This is a genomic window from Streptosporangium sp. NPDC023825 (assembly GCF_040639575.1).
GTDB lineage: Bacteria > Actinomycetota > Actinomycetes > Streptosporangiales > Streptosporangiaceae > Streptosporangium.
Genome location: NZ_JBFAAE010000085.1, coordinates 13,048 through 30,601 on the forward strand (window position 1 = coordinate 13,048; position 17,554 = coordinate 30,601).

A 17,554-nucleotide genomic window follows, 5' to 3' on the forward strand; every position below is an offset into this window, starting at 1 on the left:
TCCCCCTCGACGCCCCCACGACATCCCTTGACCCACGGCGCCGAACCGCGGCTGCCGCATGCCGGAAAACAGTGAAGGAATCATGCCCAAGCGAAGCATCAAGATCACTATGTCGGCCGCCCTGCTGGCCGCGGCCGCCCTGACGCCGACCGCGCCGGCCGGTGCGACGGCCGCCGGGGGACCGCTGACAGATGTGCGGATCGCCACCCACTTCGACCTTTCGGCGGGCCAGATGCCGGAGAACATCTCCCTGCTGCCCGACGGCACGGCGAACGTCACCTTCGCCGCCGGCCGCCAGGTGGCCCAGGTCACTCCCCAGGGCAGGACGCGCGTCCTGGCGACACTGCCCGCGCCCGCCGACGGCGGAGTCGACACGCCGGTCCTCGGTTTCCCCCTGACCACCGGTATCGTCCACACCTCGGACGGCACCGTGTACACGCTGTACGCGACGGGCACGGCCGATCTGACCGGGCTGTGGCGGCTGCGCCCCGGAAAGGCCCCGCGGCGCATCGCCGCGCTGCCCGCGAACGGCCTGCCCAACGGGCTGGCACTGGACGGGCACGGCAAACGGCTCTACATCACCGACTCGGTGCTCGGCACCGTGTGGACCGTCCCCGTCACCGGCGGCACACCCGTCGCGTGGTCCACGGCTCCCGAACTCGCCCCGGCCGGCTTCCTCGGAGCCAACGGCGCGAAAGTGCACCGTGGCGCGCTGTGGGTGAGCAACCTCGACCGGGGCACCCTCCTGCGCATCCCGATCCGCTCCGGAAACCGCGCGGGAACGCCGCAGGTCAAGGCGTCGGGCATGGTCGGTATCGACGATTTCGCCTTCACCGGCCGCGGCGACGAGATCCTCGCCGCCCTCAACGCCCCCAACAAGGTCGTGCGCGTCCGGTCCGACGGCACCGGCACCACCGTTCTGGACGCCGCCGACGGCCTGCAGAACCCCACCTCCGTCGCGCTGCGCGGCGATGACGTCTACGTGCTCAGCGCCGCCTACACCACGGCCACCGACCCCAACCTGCTGCGCGCGCGCCTGCGCGACCACCCGTAGGTGAAGAGCGCCGGGACCGGCCGGGACCGGTGGGGGCCGACGCGCGTCCATGACGCTCCGCGTCCACGCTCACGTGGTCCGGGCGGCGCAGGCCCCGGCCGCCGGCGTCTCCGGCGGGGCCGTCGCGGGTTCAGGCACCGGTTCAGGCACCGGTTCAGGCACCGGGGCGAGCCGCGAGATGCAGGGAACCCACCAGCGCCACGGCCTCGCCGAGGAGTCGTTTCTCGGCGAGGCTCAGCGTCGGGTTGGCGGCCCGTATGGCCAGAGCCCCGTCCAGGTCGATCGCATGGTCGGCCTCGGCGAGCAGGGAGGCCAGGGTCGTGCGGGCCATGGCCGCCTCGGTCCGCGGGCCGACCGCGACCTCCGCCAGGATCAGGGCGGACACGCCCCAGTCCAGCGCGGGCGGGCCCTCCTCGGCGTTGGCCCAGTCGATCACCACCGGCCCCCCGGGCGTGAGCATCACGTTCTCCGGATGCAGGTCGAGGTGGAGGACGCGATCCGCCGGGTCTGCCGAGACCCGCGCCGGGAGAGCGTGCAGGCGACGCAGCAGCCCCGCCAGGACCGTGCCGGCCTCCTCCAGAGTGATCATGCCCTGCGTGAGCCCCTCGACCATGGTCGGGCCGGACAACCGCTCCATGATCAGGTCCCCGCCCGCGGCCGGTCCGACACGCGGCGCCGGATATCCCCGGCCGGAGACGTAGGACATCACGTCCACCTCGGCGGACGCGTCACCGCCGTCCCGATACCGGCGCAGCACCCACGCGTCGTCGATCGCGAACACATCCGCGGTACGGCCGGAGCCGAGCAGAGGACCGATGCGCATACCAAGAGCGTCACGCACGACCGCCCGAACGGCAACCGCCTCACGACCTGACCTCACTCCACGATCTGGCGGTCAGCCCGGATCCTGACCCCTACAGGGGTCACGCGGGCCCCTCCGGGGCGCGCGGCAGGGGCCCGGCTCAGGCGTTGTAGCCGCCGTGGGCGTCCAGCACCGCGCCCGTGACGTACGAGGCGCCGGGGCTCGCCAGGAAGGCGATCGCCTCGGCGATCTCCTCGGGACGGCCCACGCGCTGCATGGACAGCGAGCTGACCAGGGCCTTGAGGGTCTCGGGGTCCGGCGGTTCCATCCCGCTCTCCATCAGGCCGGCCTCCACGACGTTGGCCGTGATGCCCCGGGGCCCGAGGTCTCGCGCGACGCCCATGGTGTACCTCTCGACCCCCGACTTGGTCGCCGAGTAGTCGGCGAGGCCCGGGAGGCCGACCCGGGAGCCCAGCCCGGAACTCACCGTGATGATGCGGCCGTCCGCGCGCAGCACCCGGGAGGCGGCCCGGATGACGGCGATCACGCCGAGGTAGTTGGTGGCGTGCATCCGGTCCAGCGCGGCGGTGTCGGCGTCCGGGTCGTCCACCCTGTGGCTCACCGAGATCGCCGCGTTGTTGACGAGTATGTCCAGGCCGCCGAAGTGCGCGACCACCTCGTCGATCAGCGCCGGAGCCCCGCTCGTGTCCGCCTGGTCGGACTTGATGGCGACGGCCTTCACGCCCTTGGCGCGCACCTCCTCGACGACGGCCCGCGCCCGCTCGTCGGAGCTGACGTAGGTGAACGCGATGTCGGCGCCCTGCTCGGCCAGCAGCCGTACGGTCGCGGCTCCCAGCCCGCGGGAACCCCCGGTGACCAGGGCGACCTTGCCCGTGAGCGGCTTGTCCATTCTTCTCACCTCACTGATCGATCCGTCCGAACAGTCGTAACACTAATGGTTACGACACGATGGTCGCAACATTTGTTGTTACGACTGGGCGGTCGTACCATACGGTGTCGCGGCCGAGAGATGAGGGTTCATGAGCGCCAACAGCAAGTTGACCATCGCCGCCCACGCGCTGGCCTGGATCAGCCTCTACCAGCGCCAGGGCCACGAGGTCGCCACGTCCGAGCAGATCGCGGGCAGCGCGAACACCAATCCCGTGGTGATCAGGCGGCTGCTCGGCGAGCTGCGCAGGGCGGGGCTCGTGGAGTCCCGGCGGGGCGTGGGCGCGGGCTGGTCGCTGGCGCGCGATCTGGAGTCGATGACCCTGCTCGACGTGTACGAGGCGGTGGAACCCGGCCCGCTGTTCGCGATGCACCGCGCCACCCCGGACCAGGGGTGCGTGGTGGGTTACGGCATCCAGCCGGCGATGCAGGGCATCTACGAGGGCATCGAGGAGACCCTGAGGCGCGAGCTGGCCCGGGTCACGCTGGAGGACGTCCTCCGGGACGTCCTCGCGGCACCTCGCTAGCCCGGACTCCTCAGGTGGTCGATTCGGGCGGGGGCCCGGTGCGGTGGGCGCGATACCGCGCGACGGCGGGCCCGGCCTCCTGAGCACCCTTCTCACGATCGTCGAGCAACCCTGTCAGCAGGCCGGGCACGGCCCGCTCCGCGAACTCCAGTCCCTCGGCCCGGGCGACATCGCGCACCCGGTAGACGTTGCGTCCGGCGGCCGTCGCCGCCGACAGCGTGATGATCCCGGAGAGCCGCTGGAACGGCGACTGCGAGACCTCCCACCCGATGACGCCGTCCCGGCGCAGCGCGATCGCGCGGCGGGCGAACGTACCCGACCGGATGACCAGGAAGTCGCCGGACAGGCCGTGGCCCAGGTTCCGGTAGGCGTCGTACGCCGACCAGGTGCCCGCGAGCAGGCAGGCCGCGCCCGCGATCCACGCCAGGTGCACCAGCACCGGGGTCAGCCACAGGCCGAGCGACCACACCGCGGCCACCGGCGGCAGCACGACCAGCGGCACCCGGAGCAGCCGCCGCCGCAGTGCCACCCGCGGGTGCTCGCGCCAGTGGACGTCCTCCTGCGGCGACCGGTCCAGGCCCAGCACCTGGGCGGCCACGGAGTGGGCCAGGCCGATCGGCGCGGGCGGCAGCAGCGCCGACTTCGGCGACGTCGACCGGTCCTCGCTCGTGCCCAGGCCGACGGCCATGGCGTTGGTCCGCGCCGCGCCGACCAGCCGCAGCGCGAGCGGCTCGGCGATCTGCGCGCCCCGCGTCCGGGACCGCTCGACGGTCAGCGACCGGGTGGTCAGCAGGCCGCGCCGCACCCGGAACGACGCCTCGTCCTCTCGCGACAGCCGGAAACCCCACCAGGACTCGACGAACACCGCGGTGGAGCCGATCGAGCCGAGGCCGACGACGATGGCGACCAGCAGCGGGACCGCCGCCCACGGCGACATGCCCGCGAAGAACCCGTAGACGTCCTTGACGAAGCCCAGCTCGTACGGCTTGAGCCCGAACGACTCCAGCAGCCGGTACAGACCGCCCAGCGCGACGCCCACACCGGCGATGGACCAGATGGTCAGCGGGCCGTACTTCAGCCACGCCCAGTCGATCTCCGCCATCGTCACCGCGCCGAGATCGCCGCCCGGCGCCGCGGAGGCCCGGCGCAGCAGCCGGGTGCGCAGTTCGTCGGCCTGCGCGCGGGTCACACCGTCCAGCGCGAGCCGCCTGGTGCTGTCGGAGGAGTCGGCCTGCGCCCCCGTGCCGATCCGCACGGTGGCCAGACCGAACAGCCGGTGCACCGGGTCGGCGGTGACGTCGACGCTGCGGATGCGATCGACGGCGATGGAACGGCGGCGGCGGAACACCAGTCCGGAGTGGATCTCCACGGCGGTGCTCGTGATGCGGTACCGGGTGCCGATCCAGCGCGACAGCAGGACGCACGCCATCACCAGGAACACCGCCAGGAACGTGGACAACGTGATCGCGGCGGACAGCGGCACCTTTCCGCCCGCCGCCACCACGGACACCGCCATGGTCGCCGGCGGACCGAGGAACCAACTCGCGCCGACGATGATCAACCGTGGGTGCAGCCGCTGCCAGCCGTCGTTCGGCCCGCTCACGTCGCGTCGCCCCGGTGCCGCTGGACGACCTGGGTCAGCTCCTCCACCAGCCGCTCGGCCAGCCGGTGGTCCAAGCCCTTGATCTTGATCGCGCCCGCCGCCGATGCGGTGGTCAGCGTGATGCCGGTCAGGCCGAACATCTGCTGCACCGGCCCGCGCAGCGAGTCGACGGTCTGCACCCGAGACAGCGGCGCGACGCGCCACCTCTGCCACAGCCAACCGCTGAGGGTGTAGACCGCGTCCTCGGTCACCTCCCACCGGTGCACCCGGTAACGCCACGCCGGCATGATCAGCACGTAGGCGAGACCCAGTACCGCCATCACGACCGTGGCCGGGCCGAAGACGAACCGGGCCGGCGGGACGAACAGGGTCAGCGCCCCGGACACCACCACCGGCGGCAGGGCGAAGAGCAGCGCGTTCACCGTCCACCAGCCGACCGCCCCGCGCTCCAACCGGTTGCGGGGTGGCCGCAGTCTCGTTTCCGGGGAGAATTCCCGGCTCGTGGCGGCGACCGGGTTCACCGTGTTCATTCCGCTCACCCCCTGGCCTCGACGGGTTCTTCGATCCCCCTTCCGCCACCGGGAGATCTCCCGTTCCACGGTAGGCCGACGACCACTTCGCGCGGGTCGACCGGCCGGTCGACCCGGCTGTCCACCGATCGATGGACAACCGCCGACGCGAACCCGCGGACCGCCGGCTCCTACTCCTCCTCGGTGAACACGACCTCGCGGCGCCTGCGGATCGCCGGGAGGACGGCGACGACGAGCGCCGCCACGGCCAGGGCGAGGAGCACCGCGGAGATCGGCCGGGTCAGGAAGACCGACGCGTCGCCGCGGGAGATGATGAGCGCCCGCCGCATGTTCTCCTCGAGCAGGGGGCCGAGGACGAACCCGAGCAGCAGCGGCGCCGGCTCGCAGCCGCACTTGATCAGGATGTAGCCCAGGATCCCGAAGAACACGATCGCGTAGACGTCGTACGCGTTGAACTCCAGGGAGTACGTGCCGATCGCGGCGAACAGGATGATCATCGGGAACAGCACCTGGTACGGGATGCGCAGCATGCGCACCCAAAGGCCGATCAACGGCAGGTTCAGCAGCACGAGCAGCACGTTGCCGATCCACATCGACGCGATCAGTCCCCAGAACAGCGCCGGTTCGTCGGTGATGACGTTCGGGCCGGGGGTTATGCCGTGGACGATGAACGCGCCGACCATCAGCGCCATCACCGGGTGGGCGGGCAGCCCCAGGGTGAGCAGCGGGATGAACGACGTCTGCGCGGCGGCGTTGTTCGCCGACTCGGGGCCCGCGACGCCCTCGATCGCGCCGCGCCCGAACTCCTCCCGCCGCTTCGAGATCCGCTTCTCGACGGCGTACGAGGTGAACGAGGCCAGCACGTGGCCGCCGCCGGGCAGGACGCCGAGCGCGGCGCCGAGACCGGTGCCCCGCAGGATCGGGCCGACGATCCGGCGCCGGTCCTCGCGGGTCGGCCAGAGGTTTCTCACCTTGCCGACGATCGCCGTGCGGGTCTGCTCGCTCTCCAGGTTGCGCAGGATCTCGGCCAGCCCGAACATGCCGACGGCGACCGACACGAAGTCGATGCCGCCGTACAGCTCGCGCTGGCCGAACACGAACCGGGGCGTGCCGGTGTAGAGGTCCTGGCCGACCGTGCCGAACAGGACGCCGAGCGCGATCATCGCCAGTGCCTTGAGCGCCGTGCCGCGCGCCAGCGCGATCGACACGATCAGGCCGAGCAGCACCAGCGAGAAGTACTCGGCGGGGCCGAACTTCAGCGCGACGCGGGCCAGCGGCGGGGCCGCGACGGCCAGCACGACGGTGGCCACCGTGCCCGCGACGAAGGACCCGATCGCGGCGGCGGCCAGGGCCGGGCCGGCCCTGCCCTGGCGGGCCATCTCGTGCCCGTCCAGCGCGGTGACCGCCGCCGACGACTCACCGGGCAGGTTGATCAGGATGGCGGTCGTCGAGCCGCCGTACTGCGCGCCGTAGTAGATGCCGGCCAGCATGATCAGCGCCGTCACCGGCTCGAAGCTGAAGGTGATCGGCAGCAGCATCGCCACCGTCGCCGTCGGCCCGATGCCGGGCAGCACGCCGACCGCCGTCCCGAGCAGCACTCCCACGAAGCAGTAGAGGACGTTCTGGACCAGGAGGGCGGTCGAGAAACCCAGCGCGAGGTTGTCGAGAAGTTCCATGCCTCAATCCGGATGCCGCGTCAGAACCCCAGCCACGGGCCCAGGAGCGGGATCCGCAGCTGAAGTCCGACGACGAAGATGAGCGTGGCGGCCACGGTGAGCCCGGCGGCCACGGCGACGGCCGTGAGCAGCCGTACGCGCGTGCCGGCCAGCGCGGTGAGCAGGGCGGTCACCGCCGACGTCGGTACGAACCCGAGGCCCCGGACGGTGAGCCCGAAGAACAGGACCGCGAGCACGATGAGGGCGACCGCGCGCCAGGGGACCGGCCCGAACGAGATCATCTCGCCGGCGACGAGCCCCTTGACGACGATCGCCAGGCCCAGGGCGGCCACGGTCGCGCCGACCAGCAGCGGGAAGGCGCCGGGGCCCATCCGCAGCGGGGTGCCCAGCTCGTAGCCGAGCGCCCCCACCGCGAACGCGCCACCGATCAGGACGAAGACTCCCCCGGCGAGGACGTCCGGGAGGGACCGGCGGCGCTCCACCTCAGGAGGCCTTGACGCCGGCGTCGGCGATGACCTTCGCCCAGGTGCCGAGCTGCTCCTCGAGCTTGGCCCGGTGCGCCTGCGGGGTCGCGTCCTCGGCCGCGACCGGCGCGGTACCTAGCTTGGCCATCTGGTCGACGACGCCCTTGTCGGCGAGCGCCACCTTCAGCGCCTCGGACAGCTTCTGGACGACGTCCTGCGGCGTGCCCTTCGGGACGTAGAGACCGTGCCACACGCTGACCTGCAGCTGGGGCAGCCCGGCCTCGGTCGTGGTGGGCAGGTCGGGCAGGCTCTTCACCCGCTCCGGCGTGGTGACCGCGTACGCCTTCACCTCGCCCGCGGAGATCTGGCCGCTGGTGTTGGTCGTCTGGTCGCACATGAAGTCGACCTGGCCGCCGACGAGGTCGGTCAGCGCGGGGCCCGTGCCCTCGTACGGGACCTCCTGGAGCTTGACCCCGGTGGCGGACTGGAACAGCAGGCCGCACAGGTGGGACGCGGCGCCGATGCCGGCGTTGGCCAGCGTGACCTTGCCGGCGTTCGCCTTCACGTGGGTCACGAGGTCCTGGAGCGTCGCGGGCGCGAAGTCCTTACGGGCGACGATCGTCATCGGCACCTCGGTGACGAGCCCGACCGTCTCGAAGTTCTCCAGCGGCTTGTAGCCCAGGTCCTTGTACAGGGCGGGCGCCGTCGACATGCCGATGTGGTGCATGAGCACGGTGTAGCCGTCGGGATCGGCCCGCGCGACCTCGCCGGCGCCGACCGTGCCGCCCGCGCCCTCGGCGTTCTGGACGACGACCTTGGCGCCGAGCTTGGCGGCCATCGGCTCGGCGATCATGCGGGTGACGGTGTCCGTGGGGCCACCCGCGCTGAACGGCACGACGAACGTGATGTTCTTGTCCGGATAGCCCCCGGCGCCGCTCGCGCCGGTGGAGCCTCCGCCGGGAGCGCCCCCGCTGCCGGAACAGGCGGCGACGAGCGAGAGGACGCCGATCGCGACGCTCATCCGCGCGACGGCCCGGTATCTGCTGGTCGTTCTCATATCGCGGCCTCCTCGTCGGCGCACGCGCGTTTGTCGGTGAGCGCGCGGCCTCAGTCTCGGCTGGCGAGGGCGCGGATGGTGTCAGAGAAATCCCAAGAATGCGCCGGACGCCGGAGAAATCGCAAAAAATGGAGGGCTGACCAAACGCCGAGCCGGGCCGTACAATCCGCCGGTATGCGGATCACCATCATCGAGGATGACGACCGCGTGGCGCGGGCTCTGGTGACCGTCCTGGCCCAGGCGGGCTTCGAGGTCCACCGCGTCGCCACCGCCGCGGAGGCGGTGCGCGCCGCCCCGTCCGATGTGGTCCTCGTCGACCTGGGGCTGCCCGACGGCGACGGGCTCGACGTGATCCGCAGGCTGCGTGACCGCCCGGAGACCGCCGTCATCGCCGTGACGGCGCGATCGGAGGAGCACGAGCGGGTCCGCGGCCTGCGCGCCGGCGCGGACGACTACATCGTGAAGCCGTTCGGCATCCCGGAGTTGCTGGCCCGCATCGACGCCGTCCTGCGGCGCACCCGGGTGGCCCGTGCCCTGAGCCACCCGGACGAGCCGCTCGTCCTCGGCCCGATGCGGATCGGCGTCGGCACCCGCGAGGTCACCGTCGGCGGCACGCTCGTGACGCTGACCCGCAAGGAGTTCGAGCTGCTCCTGCTGCTGGCCCGGCGGGCGCCGAACGTGGTGAGCCGCGACGTCATCCTCGACCAGATCTGGGGCGCGACCTGGGAGTCCTCGAGTCGCACCCTGGACACACACATCGCGGCGTTGCGGCACAAGCTCGGGCCTGTCGTGCTCATCCGCACGATCCACGGAGTCGGCTATCGGCTCCTGGCCGACCAGCCGGAGCTGATCGGCTGACGCGCCGTGCACCGTCGCCTGCTCGCCGTCCTGGTGCCCCTCGCGGTGCTGCTCGTCGCGGCGCTCGGGGTACCGCTCAGCGTCACCGTGGCCGAGCGGGAGATGCAGGAGACCTACGTCGACCGGCTCAACGACGTCGGCCGGTTCGCGTCGCTGGCCGAGACCGCGCTGTCGACCGGGCGGACCGAGGCGCTCCACCAGGAGCTGACGCACTACCACAGGCTGTACGGCATCCCGGTCGCGGTGATCGACATGTCGGGCACGGTGCTGCTCGGACCGGCCGGCGCGTACCAGGAGGCGGCGCGGGCCGAACCGGCGTTGCCCCGGATCGTGACCGCGGCGCTGGCCGGCGCGAGGTCCGAACCGTCCTGGGAGTGGGCGCCGTGGGACGACTCCGCGCTCGTGGTCGCGGAGCCGGTGGGCCGCGACAGCGAGGTCGTCGGCACCGTCGTCACGATCTCCGACCTGTCGAGGACGCGCCATCGCATCCTCGTGCGATGGGCCCAGCTCGCCGGGCTCGGGCTGCTGCCGTTGATCGCGCTGGTGGCCGTCGCCTGGCCGGTGTCGGCGTGGGTGCTGCGTCCGGTACGGGAGCTGGACGCGGCGAGCTCCCGGATCTCGCAGGGCGACCTCACCATCCGGGCGGACGCCGAGGCCGGCCCCGTCGAGCTGCGACGGCTCGCGGAGTCGTTCAACACCATGATGGACGCTGTCGAGAACGCCGTGCAGCGGCAGCGGGCGTTCGTGTCCGACGCGTCGCACCAGTTGCGCAACCCGCTGACCAGCCTCCGGCTCGCCGTGGAGAGCCTGGAACCGCACCTGCGCGCGTCCGGCGACGGGCGGCAGGTCTACGACGTCGCCGTCGACGAGCTGAAGGCGATGCAGCGGATGCTGAACTCGCTGCAGGCCAGCGCGCGGATGGAGAGCATACGGACGGCGTCGCCGGTGGATCTCGACGCGGTGCTGGCGACCCGGGTGGACCGGTGGCAGGCGTTGACGGCGACCGCGGGGCAGACGCTGGCGGTCGACGTGCCGCCGGGGCTGCGGTTGCTGGAGCCGCCGGGCGGACTGGGCAGCATCCTGGACGAGCTGATCAGCAACGCGTTACGGCTGTCGGACGCGCGGATGGTGGAGGTGACCGCCCGGGTCGCCCCCGGTGGCGCGGACGCCGGCCGGGTCGTTCCCGGTGGCGCGGGCACCGGCCGGGTCGTTCCCGGTGGCGCGGGCACCGCCCGGGTAGCCCGCGGTGGCGCGGACGCCGGACCTGGCGACGCCTCCGCGGCCGGAGACGTGGTCACGATCGTCGTCCGTGACGACGGCCGGGGAATCGACGCGTCCGAGCGAGCCCAGGCGCTACAGCGGTTCTGGCGGTCGCCGCGGCACCAGAACGTGCCCGGGACCGGCCTGGGGCTGGCGATCTGCGCCGACCTGGTCGGGGCGGCCGGGGGCGAGCTGCGGCTGGAGGAGGGCCTGCCGCGTCCGGACGGGTCCGGGCACGGATTCGCCGCGGTGGTCGCGTTGCCGGTCGTTCCGCGGGTGGCGTCGCCGGCCGGCGACCCGGCTCCGTCACAGGTCTGAGAACCTGTGCCCGTCGCATGTCCGGGGCCCCGGGCTCCCTCGCCGGCCCGAGGCCCGGGCCCCGCCGCCGGCCTGTCGCCGTCACCCGCCTGTCGCCGTCTCGAGTGCGTCGCCGTCTCGAGTGCGTCGCCGTCTCGAGTGCGTCGCCGTCTCGAGTGCGTCGCCGTCTCGAGTGCGTCGCCGTCACCGGCCTGTCGCCGTCTCGGGTCAGCGCTTGCGGTCGCGGAACCAGGCGGCCGCGCCCGGATGGAGCGGGATCGACGCGGTGGAGATCCCGGTACGCACGTTGATCTGCCACGTTTCCGGAACGGCCTCGGGAACGGCCTCGGCGTCGCGACTGGCGGAGATGATCGTGCCGGTGTGCGTGAAGATCGTGTCGGTGATGGCGTGGACCAGGTCGTCGGGCAGGTCGTTGCGCACGAGGAGCACGTTCGGCACGGCGACGGTACGGGTGGCCGGGACGCCGGCGTAGGCGGTCGCGGGGATCATGGCCGGAGCGTAGGGGCCCGGGAACGCCGTGAAGAGCGCGCCCGCCTGCGCGTCCAGCGGGATCAGCCGGATCGGGTGCCGCTGCGCCAGCTCCGTGACGGCGGGGGTCGGGACGCCGGTCAGGGAGAACATCGCGTCGATCTCGCCGTCGCGCAGCGCCGCCGCCGATTCGGCCTGGCTGAGGTACCGGCCGTCGGCGTTCACCCGTCCGAGCTCCAGAACCCGCCGCGACGTGAACTCGGTGCCCGAGTCGCGGGCGCCGAGGGACACGCGCCTGCCCTCCAGGTCCCGGAACCCGTCGATCGCCGAACCGGCCATGACCACGAGATGCAGGTGGCTGTCGTAGAGCCGGCATATCGCCGAGAGCCCGTCGGGCGCGCTGCCGTCGGTCGTGATCAGCGCGTCCAGGCTCGTCAGCCCGAGGTGCACCTCGCCGGCCCGCAGCATCCGGATGTTGTCGGTGGACGCCCCGCTCGGCACGGTGACCAGGGTGGCACCCGGCACCTGCTCGGAGACGTGTTCGGCCAGCGCGCCGCCGATGCGCCGGTACACCGCCCCCGCCGGCCCGGTGGCCAGTCGCAGGTGGACCTTGCCGGCCTCGGGCTGCCGGGAGCAACCGGCGAGCAGTCCTCCGGCGGCCAGGAGCACCGCCCGCCGGCTGAGCCGTGGCTCCCGGTCCAGCGCCGTGCCGGGACGGTACGGACGGCGGCCACCGCTCGCCGACGGCATCGGCGTCTCGTCAACCCACCGCATCCGCGCCACCCTCCGGCAAGGCCTCGTCGGCGTCAACCCCGCCCAAGCCGCCCGCCGTCTTCGGAACCTGGTCTGACGGGCTCCGTGAGGTCTCTCGGCCCACGGTCGTCCAGACTCGTGCCCGGCATCCGCGCCGACAAGATCACGCAGAGGACGCCGGTCCAGGTCCGGGATGGAGCGCTCCTCACCCGGTCGCGTACCACCGCGGCACCCAGCCAGCGATCGTGAAGAACCCGGCCCTCGGGATCGAGGAGCATCCACAACCCGTCCGCGAGGAGACACCACAGCCCGACCTCGGGAACGAAGGCGAGGAGGGGGAAGGCCAGCGTGCGGAGCGCGGTCCTGCCCGCGCCCAGCCGTCCGCCCGTCCGCGCGGCGACGACCCGGACACCCAGCAGCCGCTTGCCGAGCGTCCGCCCCCACAGGGCGTGCTGCACCCAGAAGTAAAGGAACAGCGCGCCCAGGATGGCCAGTTCCGCCGGCCCCACTCTGCTCCGGAACACGTACGCGTCGGCCCGCTCCAGAAGCCCGGCTCCCATATGGACCTTGAAGCCCATGTCGATCAGGGGCCAGGCCGCCCCCACGACCGCGCTGAGGGCCGTGACAACGATCGAATAGTCGGCCAGGGCCGCCGCGGGCCGGCGCCACACCATCCCGGCCGGTGACCCGCCCGGCTCGTCCGCGGTGACGGACCGCCTCGCCCGCGACGCGGCGAACACCAGCGTCGCGGCCACCGGGAGACACAGCTGGGTGATCCCCCATCCGCCGGCCACCCCTGCGAACCAGCCGGCGCTGAACAGAGGGGTCTCGTCGCAGCCATTCCGATCGCTGTGCAACGAGGCGAGCGGTTCGACGAGCGCGATCAGGACGAGGAGTCCCGCCACCCGCCGACCTGTCACCCCGGGATCCCTGCGGCCGAGACACGCGAGAAGGCCGAGAAGGACCACGAGGACCGGAAACGTCCAGTTCTCCGTGATCTCCATGACCTCTTCGAGATCACGGCGCAGCGGAGCAAGCGGTGACAGCGTCGTTCCACCGTTGTACTGGCACACCATCCCGTAGACATCCCCGGGGTTCCCGGCGGGCTCCTCACGGTCGAGTCGCTCGAGCCACGACGCCCAGGCCGGCAAGGCGGCGACGGCCGCGGCCGCCACCCACGCCGACAACGCTGACCGCGACAACCGGGAGAACTGCGGCACGATGATCCTTTCGGCCTGGGAGCGACACCCTACGCTGCCCCGGCACGCGACACGGACCCGACGGCCAGGCCGTGGCCGAGCGGCTCCAGGCCGGCACCGTCCGGGTGAACGAGATCATGCACCTGTCGCCGCTCGCGCCCTTCGGCGGCCTCGAGCAGTCCGGCATCGGCGTCGAGAGCGGTCAGGCCGGACTGCTCGAGTTCACCGCGTGAGACGAGGCGGCCGGCCTGAACGGGCCGTGCGACCGGGTAGCCGTACCGTTGCCCGGGGCGATGCCGGGTGCCTGCGGGCCGGCCTCCTCCGTCACGTCGCTCCCCTGCCGGCCGTCGGGGCCAGCAGAGCGGCGGCGGCCTGCTCCGCCAGCCAGGCGGCGCCGTCGTCCCAGTCCCAGCCGAGCTCGCGGACCGTTTTCCACCCGCCCCGGCCGAAGTAGAACCAGAGAACCTGCTCGGTCCTGACCTGGCCGGTGCGAACGGCGCCGAGCGTCACCAGGTGTTCGGCGATGCGGGCCAGCCGGCCCCGGTAGCGCTGGACGGCACGCTCGGCCACGGCCGCCACCGCGGGATCGGCGGTGGCGTTGTCGAACAGCAGGTTCAGGACGCTCTCGTGGCGCCGTGTCATGTCGCCCGTGCCCTCGGCCGTCCGGCGCAGGATGTCACGGCCGTCGGCCGAGCCGAGTGCGGCGTTCAAGGTGGCCTGGATCTGCTCGTCACCGGCGCTCTCCGAGACCAGTGCCTCCATCAGCGCCGCCTTGCCGCCCACACTCGTGTACACGGTGTTCAGGGCGACCCCCGCTCGTTCGGCGATCCCAGCCACCGTGGCTCTCGCGTACCCCTGCTCGGCGAAGAGCTGCTTCGCGGCTCGCAAGATCGCGGCGCGGGTCTCCCGGGCCGCGACGGCCCGGACCGTCGAGGTGTACGCACGCTTTGCCATGAAATCACTATGACAGCAGAACATTGATAGTAATGAACATACATTCATAGTATATGGATTACTATGAAAGTATGTTGATCGATCCGAACTCCCCCGTGGACAAGCCCGAGACCCAGCAGATGAAGGTCATCCACCGCGCGATGCGCCGCGAGTTCGCGCAGCTCCCCGAGCTGATCGCCGCCGTGCCCGCCGGCGACGTCGCCCGCGCGCGCCTGCTCGGCACACATCTCGACCTGGTGCTCGTCATGCTGCACGAACACCACGAGGCCGAGGACGAGCTGCTCTGGCCGATCCTCGTCGAACGCGTCCCGCTCGAGAAAGACCTGATCGAGGTCATGCGGCGGCAGCATGACGTGATCGCCCGAGCCGTCGGCGCCGTCGAGGCCGAGCTGCCGAGCTGGACCGCGGAGGCGAGCCCCACGGCCCGCGACCGCGTCGCCGGCGCCCTGCGCGACCTCGGCCCGGCTCTCATCGAGCACCTCGAGCTGGAGGAGAGCGAGGTGCTCCCCCTCATCCACGAGCACCTCACCGTGCCGGAGTGGCTGGCGCCGCAGGAGCACGCGATGAAACACGGCCCGAAGAGCCTCACCGGCAAGCTGACCATGGCCGGCATGGTCCTGGAGGACGCGACACGGCGCGAGCGGACCTGGTTCCTCAACGAGATGCCCGCTCCGGCCCGGTTTCTGTGGCGCGTCATGGGTGCCCGGCGGTATGAGGCCCACGTGCGCGCGGTGCGCGCCGGAGCGCAGGGATAGGGACGGATCGGTCACCGGCCGGTGGAGCCTCCACGGTCCGGCCCCGTCGAGACGGCTTGAGTCGCCGGACCAGTCATCCGGCCTACGTCTCCGGAGGCCCTTGCCGCTCTACTGGTCGCCGACGATGTTGACACGACGCGGATGGGACGAACATCCGCCGACCGGCCACGACATGTTGGAGGACGTTCACGAAGCTTGAGATATACGCCGATGTGCTGTGCCCGTGGTGCTACATCGGTAAAAGACGCCTGGCGGCCGCTTCGGCGCAGCACGCCGGCCGCGACGGTCTCGAAATCGTCTGGCGCGGTTACGAGCTCGCTCCGGAGGCGGGCCGGACCCCCGGCCCGACCGCCGCCGAGGCCATGGCCGGCTGGTTCGGCGAGCACGGTGTCACCGGCATTCCCAGCCTGGTGATCGACGGCCGGCCACCGGTCTCCGGAATCCAGCCCGTCGCCGACCTGCGGCGGCTGCTGTAGCGCGGCCCGACCGGATCGCCCCGGAGCCGAGGCGCCCCCGCCGGAGGCATGTCGCCACGACGTAGCTCAGCCAATATGCATATGCCGGCTCCGATGAGAAGTGCCGTTCCGGCATTGATCAGAACATCCAGGGCGGCGAGGTCGAGATTGAATTCGTACCCGCAGAGAGCGCGAAACACCGTCCAAAAGCCGATTGCCAGGGAAGCCACCGCGATTACTCGGAACACCGAGGGCCACGAGCCTTTGCGGACGCGGTGGACAAGCATCATCAGAAAGGGGAGAGGGACGACGGCAAAGGGCTCAGGGGCGTCGCCCATGCTCGCGGATCGCCGCCTCCAGGCGTAGTCCAAGCCCGATCAGCGCTGTGAGCCATGTCCACAACGGGGACCCGCCGTTGAACAGCAGAAGGCCGAAGGACAGAACGACGCCGCCGATCAGTGCGATGGATCCCATGGCGCGGACGAACGTGATGTCGTCGTCGGGCCTGGGACCGGGAATGTAGGGGGGCGGGATATCCGTGGGTTCGGTCATGCTGGAGAGAATCCCACGACGGATCCGACAAATGGAATCACTCACCTGCCTTCGCTTCTCCCCGCGCCGATCCTCCCGGCCGGCCCGGCGGCGCCATCCCCGGACGGTCACCGGCCCGGGGATGGACCGACGTCACCTCACGTCGCGACGGTGAAGGTGTCGATGTCGAACAGGTAGTTGGTGCCGCTGCCGACGAAGACCAGATACAGAGGTCCGGAGGCCGACCCGCTCAACGTCGTGGACACCGTCGCGTAGGTGTCCCCGCCACCTGTCGGTGACACGGCGACCGACCCCTGGCTGGGTGAGACCACGAGCTTGCCGTCATCGCGACCACACCTGACAGTGCGATGCCCAGTCTGGAACGTAGGAACTTGATCACACAAATTCCTCCGATCAGTGAGGGGGGGTAGACAAGGAAATATCATCGAAACAAGAGGGAAAAGAGGTTGGATCTTACTTGCCGGACATCCGGCGAGGTTCCTGGACGGAGACCCGACGGCTTGGCTCCGTCGGTGATCGCCCACTCGGGGAAGAGGCCGCGGCGGGCCTGACCTACCGGCTCATGCCTGTTCCCCGCCGTGCGTCGCACGGCGGGGAACCAGGGGCGGGCGGTCTGCGGGAGCCAGGAGGCTTCTGCGGGGGTCAGGAGGTGAGAGCGATCCCCCGGTAGTAGTGCTTGAGGATCCTGGAGGAGCTCCAGCCCGCCTTGGCCTTGTCGCGGGAGCCGGTCTGTGACATCCAGTCGCCGGTGACCCAGTGGCCGCACGCCGTGGTCGTGGCGCAGTACTGGGCCCGGAAGATACTCCCGTCGCGCGTCATCCGGGTGCCCCACGTCGCGTCCACCGCGGCGTTCGTCGCCGCCGTCGCGGAGCCGGGCCTGTACACCTGGCTGTTCGTGTTGTCGGAGACGTCGTAGCACTGGCCGCTCGGCGTCTTGCTCGCCGACCTCAGCGCCCAGTACCAGCCGAAGTTCTTGACGGCGATCGCCCCGGCCCTGAGGGACTCCTTGGGCCAGTACGACGGCCACTCGTTGGGCAGGACGTTCTTGATGTAGGTCTTGAACTCCACCCGGTCCACGCGGTTGAGGGATTTCCGGTAGACGAGGATCGTCGTGGGCAGCCTGCTGTGCGTGCCGTCGGTCTTGCACCCGGTCGGCGGTGTGGAGCCGCCCAGGAACTGGTGCGAGGCGTTCTGGTTCTTGAGGGTGGCCGTGAGGTTGCCCCGGACGCCCGCCTTGAAGTCCTGGTAGGTGCCGGTGTGGCCGCTGTTGAAGTAGACGCGGACGGTCTTGCCGCTGCGGTTCCAGACGGAGGCGGCGGCG

20 protein-coding genes are annotated in these 17,554 nt (G+C 71.4%); 7 read left to right on the top strand and 13 right to left on the bottom strand.

The window, feature by feature from the left end; genetic code table 11:
* The first annotated feature begins 82 nt into the window (after positions 1-82).
* Positions 83-1,054, top strand: a complete 972-nt coding sequence (locus AB0G15_RS39875; RefSeq protein WP_362850545.1) for a hypothetical protein — start codon at positions 83-85, stop codon at positions 1,052-1,054.
* A 154-nt stretch (positions 1,055-1,208) separates the two neighbouring features.
* Here AB0G15_RS39875 and AB0G15_RS39880 read toward each other — a convergent pair whose 3' ends face one another.
* Positions 1,209-1,877 (bottom strand): phosphotransferase, encoded by a 669-nt coding sequence (locus AB0G15_RS39880; protein ID WP_362850547.1) that lies wholly within the window; start codon positions 1,875-1,877, stop codon positions 1,209-1,211.
* Between the two features lie 139 nt (positions 1,878-2,016).
* Positions 2,017-2,766: an SDR family oxidoreductase gene (locus tag AB0G15_RS39885; RefSeq protein ID WP_362850549.1), complete on the bottom strand. Its 750-nt coding sequence runs from the start codon at positions 2,764-2,766 to the stop codon at positions 2,017-2,019.
* A gap of 130 nt (positions 2,767-2,896) precedes the next feature.
* On the opposite strand from AB0G15_RS39885, the gene AB0G15_RS39890 reads away from it, so the two are divergent.
* Positions 2,897-3,331 carry an Rrf2 family transcriptional regulator gene (locus tag AB0G15_RS39890; RefSeq protein WP_362697299.1) on the top strand — a complete coding sequence of 145 codons (435 nt, stop codon included), beginning with the start codon at positions 2,897-2,899 and terminating at the stop codon, positions 3,329-3,331.
* 10 nt (positions 3,332-3,341) lie between these two features.
* Here the strand turns inward: AB0G15_RS39890 and AB0G15_RS39895 are convergent, their stop codons facing one another.
* The 5 genes from AB0G15_RS39895 to AB0G15_RS39915 all read right to left on the bottom strand — a co-directional run bounded on the left by AB0G15_RS39895 (position 3,342) and on the right by AB0G15_RS39915 (position 8,661).
* A complete protein-coding gene (locus tag AB0G15_RS39895; protein WP_362850550.1) occupies positions 3,342-4,934 on the bottom strand; it encodes a PH domain-containing protein in 1,593 nt (530 codons plus the stop codon).
* Positions 4,931-5,464: a PH domain-containing protein gene (locus AB0G15_RS39900; RefSeq protein ID WP_362850553.1), complete on the bottom strand. Its 534-nt coding sequence runs from the start codon at positions 5,462-5,464 to the stop codon at positions 4,931-4,933. The genes AB0G15_RS39895 and AB0G15_RS39900 overlap by 4 nt, the downstream gene beginning before the upstream one ends.
* Positions 5,465-5,634: 170 nt before the next feature.
* Complete coding sequence (locus tag AB0G15_RS39905; protein WP_362850555.1) at positions 5,635-7,140, bottom strand: tripartite tricarboxylate transporter permease; 1,506 nt, start codon at positions 7,138-7,140, stop codon at positions 5,635-5,637.
* Positions 7,141-7,160: 20 nt separating this feature from the next.
* On the bottom strand, positions 7,161-7,622 hold the full coding sequence (locus AB0G15_RS39910) for a tripartite tricarboxylate transporter TctB family protein (protein ID WP_362850556.1): 462 nt from the start codon (positions 7,620-7,622) through the stop codon (positions 7,161-7,163).
* 1 nt (position 7,623) lies between these two features.
* Positions 7,624-8,661: a tripartite tricarboxylate transporter substrate-binding protein gene (locus AB0G15_RS39915; RefSeq protein ID WP_362850557.1), complete on the bottom strand. Its 1,038-nt coding sequence runs from the start codon at positions 8,659-8,661 to the stop codon at positions 7,624-7,626.
* Between the two features lie 174 nt (positions 8,662-8,835).
* Between AB0G15_RS39915 and AB0G15_RS39920 the strand changes: the two genes are divergently transcribed.
* On the top strand, positions 8,836-9,519 hold the full coding sequence (locus AB0G15_RS39920) for a response regulator transcription factor (protein ID WP_362850559.1): 684 nt from the start codon (positions 8,836-8,838) through the stop codon (positions 9,517-9,519).
* Positions 9,520-9,525: 6 nt separating this feature from the next.
* Complete coding sequence (locus AB0G15_RS39925) at positions 9,526-11,097, top strand: HAMP domain-containing sensor histidine kinase (protein WP_362850561.1); 1,572 nt, start codon at positions 9,526-9,528, stop codon at positions 11,095-11,097.
* A 207-nt stretch (positions 11,098-11,304) separates the two neighbouring features.
* Here the strand turns inward: AB0G15_RS39925 and AB0G15_RS39930 are convergent, their stop codons facing one another.
* Together AB0G15_RS39930 and AB0G15_RS39935 are read right to left on the bottom strand one after the other, a co-directional pair.
* Complete coding sequence (locus AB0G15_RS39930) at positions 11,305-12,339, bottom strand: TAXI family TRAP transporter solute-binding subunit (protein WP_362850563.1); 1,035 nt, start codon at positions 12,337-12,339, stop codon at positions 11,305-11,307.
* Between the two features lie 32 nt (positions 12,340-12,371).
* On the bottom strand, positions 12,372-13,538 hold the full coding sequence (locus tag AB0G15_RS39935; protein ID WP_362850565.1) for an RDD family protein: 1,167 nt from the start codon (positions 13,536-13,538) through the stop codon (positions 12,372-12,374).
* 71 nt (positions 13,539-13,609) lie between these two features.
* Here AB0G15_RS39935 and AB0G15_RS39940 point away from each other — a divergent pair, with 71 nt between their 5' ends.
* Entirely contained in the window at positions 13,610-13,750 is a 141-nt protein-coding gene (locus tag AB0G15_RS39940; RefSeq protein ID WP_362850567.1) for an aldehyde dehydrogenase family protein, read from the top strand.
* Between the two features lie 91 nt (positions 13,751-13,841).
* On the opposite strand, the gene AB0G15_RS39945 is transcribed toward AB0G15_RS39940, so the two are convergent.
* Positions 13,842-14,471, bottom strand: coding sequence for a TetR/AcrR family transcriptional regulator (locus AB0G15_RS39945; RefSeq protein WP_362850569.1), 630 nt, complete (start codon positions 14,469-14,471; stop codon positions 13,842-13,844).
* A gap of 71 nt (positions 14,472-14,542) precedes the next feature.
* Between AB0G15_RS39945 and AB0G15_RS39950 the strand changes: the two genes are divergently transcribed.
* Positions 14,543-15,226: a hemerythrin domain-containing protein gene (locus tag AB0G15_RS39950; protein WP_362850571.1), complete on the top strand. Its 684-nt coding sequence runs from the start codon at positions 14,543-14,545 to the stop codon at positions 15,224-15,226.
* A 200-nt stretch (positions 15,227-15,426) separates the two neighbouring features.
* The gene (locus AB0G15_RS39955) at positions 15,427-15,702 is read left to right on the top strand and encodes a DsbA family protein (protein WP_362850578.1); all 276 of its coding nucleotides are present in this window, start codon (positions 15,427-15,429) and stop codon (positions 15,700-15,702) included.
* A 300-nt stretch (positions 15,703-16,002) separates the two neighbouring features.
* Here the strand turns inward: AB0G15_RS39955 and AB0G15_RS39960 are convergent, their stop codons facing one another.
* The 3 genes from AB0G15_RS39960 to AB0G15_RS39970 all read right to left on the bottom strand — a co-directional run.
* Complete coding sequence (locus AB0G15_RS39960; protein ID WP_362850573.1) at positions 16,003-16,233, bottom strand: hypothetical protein; 231 nt, start codon at positions 16,231-16,233, stop codon at positions 16,003-16,005.
* A gap of 137 nt (positions 16,234-16,370) precedes the next feature.
* Positions 16,371-16,658: a carbohydrate-binding protein gene (locus AB0G15_RS39965; RefSeq protein ID WP_362850575.1), complete on the bottom strand. Its 288-nt coding sequence runs from the start codon at positions 16,656-16,658 to the stop codon at positions 16,371-16,373.
* A 217-nt stretch (positions 16,659-16,875) separates the two neighbouring features.
* Positions 16,876-17,554, bottom strand: a 679-nt coding sequence (locus AB0G15_RS39970) for a SpoIID/LytB domain-containing protein (protein WP_362850576.1), incomplete at its 5' end; no start/stop codon positions are given.